Source organism: Mariniflexile jejuense (genome assembly GCF_042675665.1).
GTDB classification, from domain to species: Bacteria; Bacteroidota; Bacteroidia; order Flavobacteriales; family Flavobacteriaceae; genus Mariniflexile; species Mariniflexile jejuense.
Genome location: NZ_JBHTJI010000001.1, coordinates 927456 through 941379 on the forward strand (window position 1 = coordinate 927456; position 13924 = coordinate 941379).

At 33.6% G+C, this 13924-nt stretch carries 7 protein-coding genes; 3 read left to right on the plus strand and 4 right to left on the minus strand.

Features of this window, described 5'->3' with window-relative positions:
• Nucleotides 1-2 precede the first annotated feature (2 nt).
• The gene (locus ACFQ1R_RS04005; protein ID WP_379924817.1) at nucleotides 3-2903 is read right to left on the minus strand and encodes a glycosyl hydrolase 115 family protein; all 2901 of its coding nucleotides are present in this window, start codon (nucleotides 2901-2903) and stop codon (nucleotides 3-5) included.
• Nucleotides 2904-2932: 29 nt separating this feature from the next.
• Complete coding sequence (locus tag ACFQ1R_RS04010) at nucleotides 2933-5089, minus strand: alpha-glucuronidase family glycosyl hydrolase (RefSeq protein ID WP_379924818.1); 2157 nt, start codon at nucleotides 5087-5089, stop codon at nucleotides 2933-2935.
• A 221-nt stretch (nucleotides 5090-5310) separates the two neighbouring features.
• On the opposite strand from ACFQ1R_RS04010, the gene ACFQ1R_RS04015 reads away from it, so the two are divergent.
• Both ACFQ1R_RS04015 and ACFQ1R_RS04020 read left to right on the plus strand, forming a co-directional pair.
• Nucleotides 5311-7581, plus strand: coding sequence for a glycoside hydrolase family 3 C-terminal domain-containing protein (locus ACFQ1R_RS04015; RefSeq protein ID WP_379924819.1), 2271 nt, complete (start codon nucleotides 5311-5313; stop codon nucleotides 7579-7581).
• A gap of 10 nt (nucleotides 7582-7591) precedes the next feature.
• Entirely contained in the window at nucleotides 7592-9544 is a 1953-nt protein-coding gene (locus ACFQ1R_RS04020) for a sialate O-acetylesterase (RefSeq protein WP_379924820.1), read from the plus strand.
• 37 nt (nucleotides 9545-9581) lie between these two features.
• Here ACFQ1R_RS04020 and ACFQ1R_RS04025 read toward each other — a convergent pair whose 3' ends face one another.
• Nucleotides 9582-10607, minus strand: coding sequence for a LacI family DNA-binding transcriptional regulator (locus tag ACFQ1R_RS04025; RefSeq protein WP_379924821.1), 1026 nt, complete (start codon nucleotides 10605-10607; stop codon nucleotides 9582-9584).
• Between the two features lie 236 nt (nucleotides 10608-10843).
• Here ACFQ1R_RS04025 and ACFQ1R_RS04030 point away from each other — a divergent pair, with 236 nt between their 5' ends.
• Entirely contained in the window at nucleotides 10844-12427 is a 1584-nt protein-coding gene (locus tag ACFQ1R_RS04030; protein WP_379924822.1) for a glycoside hydrolase family 43 protein, read from the plus strand.
• 55 nt (nucleotides 12428-12482) lie between these two features.
• Here ACFQ1R_RS04030 and xylA read toward each other — a convergent pair whose 3' ends face one another.
• Nucleotides 12483-13808, minus strand: coding sequence for a xylose isomerase (gene xylA / locus ACFQ1R_RS04035; RefSeq protein WP_379924823.1), 1326 nt, complete (start codon nucleotides 13806-13808; stop codon nucleotides 12483-12485).
• Between the last annotated feature and the right edge of the window lie 116 nt (nucleotides 13809-13924).

Genomic DNA, 13924 nt, shown 5'->3' on the forward strand with positions numbered 1-13924 from the left:
TTTTAATTAGTTTTATAGCTTTGTATTGGTTCTAAATAAGCTTGCTTTAAATTACTATTCTCTGTTTCTATTACTATTTTTTGAAGCACTAAACCTTCATCAACTCTGTAATAATTTAAGGTGTGGTTACCTGTTTCTTTCACATCCAATTCTGTAGTAATTATTTTTATATGGTTTGATACATTATCATGCCACTTGCTTGGTACTTTTCCGTTGTAATTAAAAATATTGGGATCTGCATCATAATTAATTTGTACAGGGTTTTCATTGTTGAATGATAGTCCAAAATACATGCCTTCTCTGGTAGCGTAGTTTATAGTTGGCGCAAAATAAAGATGCACTTTTACTTTACCTTTAGTTTGGAAATTGACGTTATAAGATAGTTTTGGTGAATTTTTGGTTAAAGCAATTCTACCTTTTTCAATAGGAAGCGAAATAACTGCATCGCCCGTTTTACCTAAATTTTCAACTACGCTCCATATGAAGTTTTCAGGTTCAGTTTTGCTTGAAAAATTAACAGCATCAATAGCAATAAACCCATCCGTTTCTATAAATCCTTTCTCATCTTTCAAATCAAAATTATTTATTTGAATATAAACAGGAATTTTTTTCTTGTTCGCAACAACCGTAAACATAGTTTTGTTAAATCCTTTAAAAGCTTTTTTCCAATCTATTTTTATAGAAATACGCTCTTCTTGGTTAATGCTTCCTTCGGTTCTAGAGAACATTATCCACTTAGCTTTGGATTTTATTTTGAAAGTGAATGGTTCTGAACCTCTATTGAAAATATCGAAAAAAGATTGATTATCATTATACGACGTGAAGGTTGGCAATACCGCTTCTTCTGAAGCATTTGGCCACCAATTTTTAGAACCTTCAACAGCAATACCTACTTCAGCATTTTTTGCTAATGAAATAGTTTTGGTTTCTGGCATGGTATTCTGTTTAGGTTCTTGCCAAATTTTATAACCAATATGAACTTGAGACATGATGTGATTCCATTTGCCACCAGCTAAGGTTGTATGAAAATATTTCGTTATTTCAGTATCCTTTTCAAAGTTTTGTTTTGCTTTTTCAGCATAACTATTTGCTAAAGCTCTACCTTGTTCTGCATATAATTTGTTCTTTGCGACATTCAAGTATAACGCGTTAAGGTTTGCGCTTGCAGTAACAGGATGCATCACCAAATGATAAAAAGCATCACGGTATTCTGATTTTAATTTTTTACTAATATCTTCCGCTTGTTTTGCTAACTCATTATATTTTTGAGCATGAGTTTCAGCCTCATTATAATTTATTAAATTATAGGTGTGTTCATCTAAAAGCTCTGGTGTGCGATTTGCATTGTATTTGGTATACCCCTTTAGTAGGTTAGCAATCTCATTGGTAAATTGCCCATCAAAAGTATAGTCTGCAAATTCTGTGTAATAGTTTTGCAAATTATCGGCATCCCATCGTTCAGGATTCCAAGCATAGTCTAAAAAGAAAGATAGAGGAAATTCCATAGGTTTTATATCGCCTACATTTACAATCCAAATTCTATCTACACCATGTTTGTATGCTAAATGCATTTGCTCCCAAGTGCGTTCTATTTGATTGGTGTTAATCCATTTGTAATTTCTTGGACCACCAACATAATCAAAATGATAATAAATGCCATAGCCGCCTTTGCGCGGTTTAGCTTCTAAACTTGGTAGTTTTCTAATATTTCCCCAGTTGTCATCGCATAATAGCAAGGTAACATCATCAGGTACTTGCATGCCTTTATCATAATAATCTTGTACTTCTTTATAAAGTGCCCACATTTGGGGTGTTTGGTCGGCAGGTTTTCCTGTTACTTCTGCTATAATTTTACGTTGCTCTTTTACTATTGTTTCAAGTAAATCTGTAGCGGTTTCTTCACTCATGGCTTCATCACCATCACCACGCATTCCAATAGTTACAAGAGTTTCTTTAGTTCCCATCCGTTCTATACCGCCTTTCCAAAACTCTTTCAATCCTTCGGCATTGCTATTAAAATCCCATTTTCCATTGACTTTGGAATTCCATTCGGCATGAGCACGGGACAAAGGTTCATGGTGCGATGTACCCATAATAATACCGTATTCGTCTGCTAAAATGGCGTTTTGAGGATCGTCAACATTAAATTTTCTTGGAGACCACATAGCTGGCCATAAATAATTGCCTTTAAGTCTGAGTATCAATTCAAAAACTTTATCGTAAAAATCGGCATTAAAATCGCCATACTTTTCATACACCCAACCGGTAAGTGCAGGTGCTTCATCGTTAATAAAAATACCTCTGTATTTTACTTTTGGTTCTCCTAAGGTGTGAATGCCAGGTAATACGTGTAATTCCGATTGTTTTTTTATAGGAACATCTGCCCAGAAATACAAAGGAGATACGCCCATTTGCTTTGATAAATCGTAAATACCATAAATGGTTCCTCGCTTGTCTGAACCAGCAATAACCAACGCTTTTTTTGTGCCACCAAAGGGATTATCTATAACTTGAGTCATGAACTTTTCCCATTTACCTTGAAGTTGTAGTGCGTCAATTTTTCCTTCTAAAACAAGCTTATTAATTATTGAACTTTTACCTAAAGTGCCAATTATAATTACAAAATCATCACTACTAGGATTATTATTAATAACATTTGGTTTTAATGATGTGACATTAAAAATGTCGTTTTGAAGATGATTTACAACGTGTAACACGCCTTTAAAATCTGAATCACTCACATAAATAGATGCTACATGTCCTTTTGATGCTATTGGAAAATTTTCATTTGATGCTTCATTGGTAATGTACTTTTTTTGGATGGTTCCATATACAGTTTGTACTCCTATAAATAAGAATAGAGCGATACTAATAGTTAATCTATTTTTAGTCAATGCGGTCATTTAGTTTTATTATTTGAATACATCGCTTTTTAATTTCCTGGTGCAAAAGGAAACTTTAATGATTGAAAATATTCTAATGTTTTAGTTGGTTTTTCTACCCCTTTTGGTAGTGGTTTTTCTGAAAATTGTTGAAAATATAGTAAACAAGCATCTCGCCACCATGTGGCTTCTTTATATTGAATATTTAACAACGTTTGTATCTCTCTAAATCGTTGCGCATCAACATAAGGTTTCATAGTATTCCAAGTTTTTACCATAGTTTCAACTTGGTTAACACCTTCTTGATATTTTAATGCCATACCATCCCAAAGGGTATTTCCGTCTTTTAATTTATAATCCCATGGTACATGGTGAAACCATAATAAATCTTTTTCTGGGCAAGTTTCAATATTGTTGAACATGTTAGCAACCTCTGGCGCATACTGTTCGGTAGCATGACTTCCAGTTGCTGTTCTGTTAAAACCAATACCTTGTTTATCTGCTTTGTGGTAGTACACAGGATTCCATTCGGGGCGAGACAAGTTTGAAACCCATGGACCAGGACCGTAATGATGTCCTGTATCCATGATATGATGCAAACCAAAAGGTGTCATGTAATTTACAACTGCTTCACGAGAAGCTAGCATGATTTGCTTTATGGGTTTTACAAAATTTTCTTCATTAGAAAAAGTCATTCTAAGCCATTCATCTGCAATGTCTTCAGAACTTAAATAAGGGTTCCAAGCAAGTCTACCAAAGCCATACCAATTGGCTTGCAACATCACATTACCTGTCCAGTTTATATCGCTACCAATATTACTTACACCTGCCATTCCTGTTAAGGTTTTATCATTAAGCGAACCATCAATATCTTTAGCTACAATAGAACCTTTTCCTTTTCTGTACGTATCCGTTTTTAGTGTTTCTTCGTATAGTTTTGGAAGAAATATGGAATGCGTGCTAAACCCCAAATATTCTTGTGTAATTTGAAACTCCATCATCAACGGTGTTTTAGGCATAGCGCCAAACATAGGATGAAAAGGTTCGCGAGGTTGAAAATCGATAGCACCATTTTTTACTTGAACAAGCACATTGTCTTTAAATTGACCATCGTAAGGTACAAACTCAGAATAAGCTTGTTTTGCTCTGTCTGTTGTATCATGTTCAGAATATACAAAAGCACGCCACATAACAATACCACCAAAAGACTCTAAAGCACTTGCCAACATATTAGCACCATCTACATGGTTTCTATCATAATTTTGAGGACCAGGTTGCCCTTCTGAGTTGGCTTTAACTAATAATCCACCAAAATCTGGAATTAAGTTGTAAATTTCAGCTGCTTTATCTTGCCACCATTTTATAACATCAGCATCATAAGGGTCGGCGGTTTTTAAACCACCAATTTCAATAGGGGCAGAAAATCGAGCCGTGAGATATACTTTTATTCCGTAAGGCCTAAAAACCTCAGATAAAGCTTTTACTTTTTCTAAGTACGGCGGTGTTAAAATAAGTGCGTTTGCATTCACATTATTCAAAACCGTTCCATTAATTCCTATGGAAGCATTGGCTCTAGCATAATCAATATAACGTTGGTCTATATAATCGGGCAAACGATGCCAATCCCAAATAGAAGCTCCAGAATAACCTCTTTCTACGGTTCTATCTAAATTATCCCAATGGTTTAAGGTTCTAACTTTAATTTTTGGCGATTCAACAATAGTTAATTTTTCAATAGATGTATTGGTTTGAAGCAATTTTAAAAAATGATATACCCCGTATAAGACACCAATATCTGTTTTAGCAGTAATCACTATTTGCTTTTTTCCTTTTAAGAATATTGACTTTATAATAAAGCCTTCATCGTTTATTTGATTGAATTCATTAGCTAATTGAATAGAAATATCTTGTGCTAGATGTGTTTTTGAACCAAAAATTAAATTATATTCTTTTGTCGTAATGGAATTAGTTGCATATGCTTCACCCAACATACCATTCAAACCCAATTGAAGTTCATTTAATGCAACTTTAATGGTTTCAGAATCTCCGAGTGGGTTTAAATTTTTAATTTGTAATTTATAGGTGTTTCTTAAAGTTTCATTCTTTATATAATTATATTGAAGCCATAATTTATAACCATCATTTGCAAATCCTTTTATGCAAACAAAAATTATTAACAATAACAACAAACTCTTTCTTTTCAACATAATTCTTTTAATAAATTCATCTAAATTTAGATATATTAATAATTTCAATCAAATAAATAGATATTTCATAATCTACACCCTAATTTATTGTGAAGATAAAAAAAATATTTTAAATTGCAATCGGTTGCGTAAAATTAATACAATCCATTTGAAAATAAAAACTTTTATGTACTTTTACGATAAGCGCATAAAAAGCCGACTTAACCAACAGACCAATTATTATGAAAAACACAGTATTAAAAACATTGTTAATCATTTTTTTAACCTCAATAATATTTAATTGTGACACTAAAAAAACTGAACACATAGATAATACAATAGCCGAAGCAACCAAACCAATTGATACTTTTCCTTTTTACAATACATCACTTTCAATTGATGACCGTGTGGAAGATTTGATTTCTAGATTAACACTAGAAGAGAAAGTGAACCAAATGATGAACTCTACCTCAGGTATTAAGCGATTAAAAATTCCTCCTTATGATTATTGGAATGAAGCTTTACATGGTGTTGGACGCTCTTGTGCTGCCACCATTTTTCCGCAAGCTATTGGTTTAGGCGCTACGTTTGATGCCGATTTAGCTTTTAAGGTTTCTTCAGCAATTTCAGATGAAGCTAGAGCAATTTATAACGCAACGGCAAAAAAAGGTTATCAAATACAGTACAATGGTTTAACTTTTTGGACGCCAAATATTAATATTTTTAGAGACCCTAGATGGGGACGCGGACAAGAAACTTACGGTGAAGACCCGTATTTAACTTCTATTTTAGGCGTATCTTTTGTAAAAGGATTACAAGGTGACAATCCTAATTATTTAAAAACAGCTGCTTGTGCAAAACATTTTGCAGTACACAGCGGTCCTGAAAAAGTGAGGCATGAATTTAATGCTGAAGTAAACCAAAAAGATTTATGGGAAACCTACTTACCAGCATTTAAAGCGTTGGTAGATGCTAATGTTGAGTCCGTAATGTGTGCTTACAACAGAACAAATGGCGAAGCTTGTTGCGCAAGTAATTATTTAATTTCGGATGTTCTAATTAATCAATGGAAATTTAAAGGCCATGTATTAACCGATTGTAGTGCTTTAGTTGATTTTTATAAACAACAAAATGAAGGTGGTCATGGCGTAGTAAAATCTGACGAAGAAGCTGCTGCTTTAGCTGTGAAAAGTGGTATAAGTTTAAACTGTGGTGGCACATTTAACGCCTTAATAGATGCTGTTAAAAATGGATTGATAACCGAAAAAGAAATTGATAAACAATTGGCAACCTTATTAAAAACACGATTTAAATTAGGATTGTTTGACCCAAAAGGAAGTAACCCGTATGATACTATTTCGCCAGAAGTAATAAATAGTGAAGCACACAGAGCACTTTCAAAAGAAGTGGCACAAAAAAGCATGGTATTGTTAAAAAATAATGGTGTTTTACCTTTAAAAAACGATTTATCAAAATACTTTGTTACGGGTCCAAATGCTGCTAGCATAGAAATACTTTTAGGTAATTATTATGGTGTAAACTCCAATATGGTAAGCATTTTAGAAGGTATTAGTAAGGCTATTAAACCCACGAGCCAATTGCAGTACAGATTAGGCGCTATGCTAAATAAACCTTCTATAAACCCCATAAATTATGCTACTGGTAATGCTAGCAATAGCGATGTTACCATTGTAGTTCTAGGAATTTCAAGTCAGTTGGAAGGTGAAGAAGGCGATTCCATAGATTCTGATACAGCAGGCGATAGACTTGATTATAATTTACCGAAAAATCAAATTGATTACTTAAGAGATTTAAGAGAACGAGCCGATAAAAATCCTAACGATAGAAAACCAATAGTAGCAGTAATTACAAGCGGCAGTCCTGTAAATTTAACCGAAGTTCATGAACTAGCCGATGCGGTTTTATTAGCGTGGTATCCAGGTGAAGAAGGAGGAACAGCGGTTGCCGATATACTTTTTGGAAATGTGTCTCCTTCAGGAAGATTACCTATTACTTTTCCAAAATCTTTAGACCAATTACCAGCTTTTGATAACTATTCTATGATAGGAAGAACCTATAAATACATGACCAAAGAACCGTTATACCCTTTTGGTTTCGGGTTAAGTTATACAAGCTTCAAATATGGCGTTATTCAAGCACCAGTTTCAACCATAACAAAAAAAGATAAATTAAAATTAAACGTTACCGTAACGAATACTGGTAAAGTAGCATCCGATGAAATTGTACAAATGTATATTTCAGACCAAGTTGCTTCTGTAATTGTCCCTATTTATCAACTTATAAACACCAAAAGAATACATTTAAAACCAGGTGAATCTAAAAATGTGGAATTTGAGTTAAGTCCAAAAGACTTTGAAATAGTTTTAAATAACGGTTCAAAAACTATTGAATCGGGCACATTTAAAATTTATATTGGCGGTTCAACACCAATGCAACGAAGTTTAGACCTTGGTGCTTCAAAACCTTCTGAACTAATAATTACAGTAAATTAATTTTATTGACATGAATAAACTCAAAATTGTTATTCTTGCCATAAGTTTTCTATCGTATCATTCCTTAATAGCACAAATAAAACTACCTAAATTAATAAGTGATGGTATGGTATTGCAACGCGATGTTAAGCTTCCTATTTGGGGTTGGGCAAGTGCTAATGAAAAAATCACTCTAACTTTCAAAGGAAAAACATATAAAACCACTGCTTCTACTGAAGGTAATTGGAACATTGAACTTCCTAAAACAAAAGCTGGTGGACCTTACAGCATTAAAATTGCAGGAAAAAATAATATCGAAATAAAAGATGTTTTAATTGGCGATGTTTGGCTTTGCTCTGGACAATCAAATATGGAGCATCAAATGTATAGACATGATATTATGTATGCTGAAGACATTGCAAAAGCCAATTACCCAGAAATACGCCATTTTAAAGTTGAAAAAGCCACTAGTCTTTCAGGACCAGAAATGGATATCGCAGGTGGCGAATGGCTAAAAGCAGTGGGCAATGACGTACTTCCTTTTTCGGTAGTTTCATATTTCTTTGCAAAAAAAATATATGAAAAACAGCATATTCCAATTGGGTTAATTAACGCCAGTGTTGGTGGCACACCTATTGAAGCGTGGATTCCTTACGAAGGTTTTAAACAATTTCCAGACATATTAAAAACTATTGAAGAAAACAAAGACACAGCTTTTGTAAAAAAATCTGAAAACTATTATGCTAAGGTTAACTTAAACCCACAAAATGAAGATTCAGATAAAGGATTATCAGGTCAAACACCTTGGTATAGTCCAAATTTTACCCCAAAAAACTGGAGAACAATTAATATTCCTGGGTATTGGGAAGACCAAGGAATTAAAAATTTAGATGGCGTTGTATGGTTTCGAAAAGAAATTGATATTCCGCAATCTATGATTGACAAAGAAGCCAAAGTTTTTTTAGGAAGAATTGTTGATGCAGACGAGCTTTATATTAATGGTGTTAAAGTAGGCAACACAACTTACCAATACCCACAAAGAAGATATCCTTTACCTAAAAATCTATTAAAAGCAGGCAAAAATGTTTTTGTTATAAGAGTAACCAATAACTCTGGAAAAGGCGGTTTTGTTTCAGATAAACCATATTACATAGCAACCGAAAAAGACACTGTAGATTTAAAAGGCTATTGGCACTATAAAGTAGGAACGGTTTTTATACCATTTTCATCATCAACAAAAAATAGTGGAGATGAAAAACCACGACGAATAAATGCACAAAACGAACCAAGTGCTTTGCATAATGCTATGGTTGCACCATACAATCAATATCCTAAAAAAGGAATTATTTGGTATCAAGGCGAAAGTAATTCTTGGCAACCAAAAAAGTATAAAGATTATATGAACGCTTTAATTACAGGCTGGAGAGATGTTTTTAAAAACCCTGAAACTCCATTTATATATGCACAACTTCCAAATTTTATGGACGTATCCTATGTACCTTCAGAAAGTAATTGGGCAGAGTTAAGAGAATCTCAATTAAAATCTCTTTCTATTCCAAATACCGCCATGGCAGTTACTATTGATTTAGGTGAATGGAATGATATTCATCCAGAAAACAAAAAAGATGTAGGCGAACGTATGGCACTTGGCGCACTTAAATTAGCTTATAATGAAGATATTGTTTACTCTGGTCCAATATATAAAGACCATAAAATTGAAGGTAATAAAATAATAATTTCATTCTCACATATTGGTAGCGGTTTAATTGCTATAGATGGCGAATTTTTAAGTGAATTTGCTATTGCTGGTGAAGACAAAAACTTTGTTTGGGCAAAAGCAAAAATTGAAGGCGACAAGGTGATTGTTTGGAGAGAAGCCATTGAGAACCCAAAATATGTGCGTTATGCTTGGGCAGATAATCCTGATAATCCAAATTTATATAATAAAGAAGGTTTGCCAGCTTCACCCTTTAGTATTGAATAAAAAACAATAATTTATTTTACTATCAAGGTTAAATAATTTATCTCAAGGAAGATTCTCGAACCAATACTTCGGTATTTAAAAAAGTAATTTCTTTAACCTCATCTTTTTTAGAAGACTTTAAACTTTTCAAAATAATTTCAGCTGATGCTTTTCCCATTTTTTCCGCAGGATGCGTAATGGTAGATAAATTTGGGTCAATAATATTTGAAATAGGGTCGTTATTAAAACCAATAACAGCCAATGCATTTGGCACTTTAACACCTCGTTTTTTTGCACACTGTATAACACTTACACCCAAAATATCACCTGGTGTAAATACGCCATCTGGTGGGTTTTTTAAATCTAAAAGTTTGTTTGCCGCTTTTTCAGCCTCTTCATAGGTTACTTCTTTTAGTCGTACTAATAATTCATCTTCAAAAGTAAGTCCAGCATCTTTTAACGCCGCTAAGTAACCCATTTTTCGCTCATGATAAATACTAAACTCAGAGCCAACAGTTAAGTGAGCAATTCGTTTACAGCCTTGCGAAATTAAGTGGTTTGTTGCTTTATACCCTGCTGCAAAATTATCTATAACCACTCTAAATGTGCTAAAATGTTTTGGCACCCTATCAACAAAAACTAAAGGTGTATTGTTATCCATAAACACCTGAAAATGATCGGTATTTTGAGTTTGCATGGCTAAAGAACATATTACACCACTTACTCTATTATTGTACAAAGATTGTGTTAAATTAACTTCCTCTTCATAAGAGTCATGCGACTGCATAATAATAACATTATAACCCGCTTTTTGCGAAGCAATTTCAATACCACTAATTAAAGAAGACAAGAATGGCTGCGTAATTGTAGGTAACAAAACACCTATTGTCTTTGTTTTTTTACTTCGTAAACTTGCCGCTAAATTGTTTGGACGATAGCCCATTTCTTTAGCCGTTTTTTTTACTTTTTCAATGGTTTTTTTGCTAATACTATGATGATCTTTTAAAGCTCTAGAAATAGTTGAAGTTGCTAGATTTAACTTTTCTGCTATATCATATATAGTAACTTCTACGTGCTCTTTCATCTTCTATATAAAAAAATTAAAACCAAATATACAGTTTTTAAACAAATAATATTTTTTATATTTAAAAACCAATTTAAACCAAAATTAAGATGTTCTCTTTCAATTACAATATTATTAAAATTTCAATTTGTTTTTCAATTGTTTTACTGTCATTTTCATGTAAAAAAATTTCAAACACAAAGCAACCGATTGCGTTAAGTAATAACGCTACTTTTGACTGGTTTAACTACAAAGGTATGGATGTACAATTCAACGCCGTTTCTCAAACAGATAGTACGTTTATAAATCCTATCCTTTCTGGTTTTTACCCCGACCCAAGTATTTGTGCTGCAAATGGCAAGTTTTATTTAATAACCTCTACATTTTCCTATTTCCCTGGCATTCCAATTTTTGAAAGTACCGATTTGGTGAATTGGAAACAATTAGGACATGTTATTAACAGAAAAGAACAAGCCGACTTTAGTGGTTTAAATGTTTCTGAAGGCATGTTTGCACCAACTATTCGATTCCATAAGGGTACATTTTATGTAATTTGTACTAATATTAGTGCTGGTGGAAATTTTATTGTAACCGCTACAAATCCCTCAGGTCCGTGGTCTGACCCAACTTGGATTCCAAACATAAACGGTATTGATCCAGATATCTTTTTTGATGATGATGGAAAAGTTTATATAACGCACAATGGTCCGCCACCAAATAATATCACAGTACATGATGGTCATAGAGCTATTTACATGTTTGAATATGATATTGAAAATAAAACCATAGTTGGCGATTCTAAACTATTAATTAATGGCGGCACCGATATGGCTAAAAAACCAGTATGGATTGAAGCACCTCACATTATTAAAAAAGATGGTTTTTACTATTTAATTTGTGCCGAAGGTGGTACTGGCTACAATCATTCTGAAGTTGTTTTTAGAAGTAAAAACGTATTTGGTCCTTATGAAAGTTATAAAAACAACCCTATTTTAACACAGCGTCATTTACAATCAAACAGAACTAACGAAGTTACAACTACTGGTCATGCCGATTTTGTAAAACTACCAAATGGCGATTGGTGGAGTGTGTTTTTAGGTTGCAGACCTTATGGGGACGATTTATACAATACGGGACGAGAAACATTTTTAATGCCTGTAGCTTGGGAAAATGGCTGGCCAACTATTGTTGGTGGTAATAACCCAATACCATTAGAACATAAAAAACCTCAACTTCCTATTTCAAAAGTATTAAATGAATATACAACTGGTAATTTTACTACACATGATGATTTTAATGGCAATACACTTGATTTAAAATGGAATTTTATTAGAACACCTTTAGAAAAGTGGCACGAATTGCACGGTGGAAAATTACATATTCAACCCAGAAAAGAATCTATTCACACAAAAACCAATTATTCATTTATAGGAAGACGCCAACAACATTTACAATTTGAAGCTTCAACTAAGTTAACTTTTAACCCAACCGATACTTTTCAAGCTGCAGGATTAGTAGCTTTTCAAAATGAAAGTCACTATATATTCATTGGGAAACGCTTAAACAAACATGGAAAAATTGAAGTTTTTGTGGAGCTAACCAATTCAACCACAAACGATAGTAAACCTTCTATAATAGCAAACAAAGAAATAGAAACATCTGATTTGTTTATAAAAATTAAAGGTGACAAACGCTTTTATAGCGCATATTATAAAACTTCTGAAAAAGCATCTTGGATATTGTTAGCAAACCAAATTGATGGCTCTATTTTAAGCACAAAAACTGCAAAAGGCTTTGTAGGTACTTATTTAGCCATGTACACATCTTCAAACCATTTTTAAATATAAAAAGGCAGCTAAAACTAGCTGCCTTTACTTTTTATATCCTTTTATTTAATTAGATATATTGATTAATTATATTCTCAAACAACTCTTGCTTGCCACTTATTAATGGCAATTCACCGTTTTCTTGAGCTATTTTATATAAATCTTGTAGATTTAATTTACCTGCTTCAAAATCTTTTCCTTTTCCAGAATCGAATGATGCGTAACGATCTTTTCTTAATTTTTCGTAAGGAGATGATGTAATGATTTTATCTGCAATCAATAAGGCTCTTGCAAAGGTATCTGCACCACCAATGTGTGCTAAAAATACATCTTCCAAATCGGTTGAGTTTCTTCTTATTTTTGCATCAAAATTAACACCGCCACCTTGTAAGCCACCAGCTTTTAAGAATACCAACATCGCTTCGGTAGTTTCTTGAATGTTATTTGGAAATTGGTCTGTATCCCAACCATTTTGATAATCACCACGGTTTGCATCTAAACTTCCTAACATACCAGCTTTTGCAGCAACTTCAATTTCGTGTTGGAAGGTGTGTTGTGCCAAGGTTGCGTGATTTACTTCAATATTAATTTTGAAATCTTTATCTAAACCATATTCTTTTAAGAAACCGATAGCCGTAGCCGAATCGAAATCGTATTGGTGTTTAGATGGTTCCATTGGTTTTGGCTCTATAAAGAAATTACCTTTAAAACCTTGAGCTCGAGCATAGTCTCTTGCCATGGTTAAAAATTGTGCCATGTGGTCTAACTCACGACCCATATCGGTATTTAGCAAAGTCATATAACCTTCTCTTCCTCCCCAAAACACATAGTTTTCTCCGTTTAAAGCGATGGTTGCATCTAAAGCTAATTTTACTTGTCCGCCTGCTCTAGCAACAACCTTAAAATCTGGGTTAGTTGAAGCACCATTCATGTAACGTGGGTTTGAGAAACAGTTTGCTGTACCCCAAAGTAATTTTACGCCCGAAGCTGCTTGTTTTTGTTTTAAATACTCGGTAATAGTTGCTAATCTGCTTTCAGATTCTGCGAATGTTGCACCTTCACGAACTAAATCGTAATCGTGAAAACAGTAGTAACCGAATCCCATTTTTGTGATGAACTCGAATGCTGCATCTGCTTTATCTTTAGCTGCTTGAATAGCATCTGATGGTTTATCCCACTCAAAACTTTGTGTTCCAGGACCGAAGGGATCTGAACCTTGCCCACAGAAGGTATGCCAGTAAGCTACTGAAAATTTAAAATGTTCGCGCATGGTTTTACCAGCAACCACTTGGTCTGGGTTGTAGTATTTAAATGCTAATGGGTTGTCTGATTCTTTTCCTTCAAACTTAATGTCTCCAATACCTTTGTAGTATTCTTTGTTTCCTATTAATGCCATAATTTTATGTTTATTTGTTGAACTGTTTGTTTGGAGTTACTAGTTGCGTTAGGGATTGTAGTGAAAATCCTTTTGCTTTTTTTAGCAAAAGATTGCAACGAAAAGCCCGACCCTTG

What these genes read in the sequence shown, in the direction of transcription:
- ACFQ1R_RS04005 (WP_379924817.1), bottom strand. Translation starts at nt 2,903, where the DNA reads ATGACCGCATTGACTAAAAATAGATTAACTATTAGTATCGCTCTATTC.
- ACFQ1R_RS04010 (WP_379924818.1), bottom strand. Translation starts at nt 5,089, where the DNA reads ATGTTGAAAAGAAAGAGTTTGTTGTTATTGTTAATAATTTTTGTTTGC.
- ACFQ1R_RS04015 (WP_379924819.1), top strand. Translation starts at nt 5,311, where the DNA reads ATGAAAAACACAGTATTAAAAACATTGTTAATCATTTTTTTAACCTCA.
- ACFQ1R_RS04020 (WP_379924820.1), top strand. Translation starts at nt 7,592, where the DNA reads ATGAATAAACTCAAAATTGTTATTCTTGCCATAAGTTTTCTATCGTAT.
- ACFQ1R_RS04025 (WP_379924821.1), bottom strand. Translation starts at nt 10,607, where the DNA reads ATGAAAGAGCACGTAGAAGTTACTATATATGATATAGCAGAAAAGTTA.
- ACFQ1R_RS04030 (WP_379924822.1), top strand. Translation starts at nt 10,844, where the DNA reads ATGGATGTACAATTCAACGCCGTTTCTCAAACAGATAGTACGTTTATA.
- xylA (WP_379924823.1), bottom strand. Translation starts at nt 13,808, where the DNA reads ATGGCATTAATAGGAAACAAAGAATACTACAAAGGTATTGGAGACATT.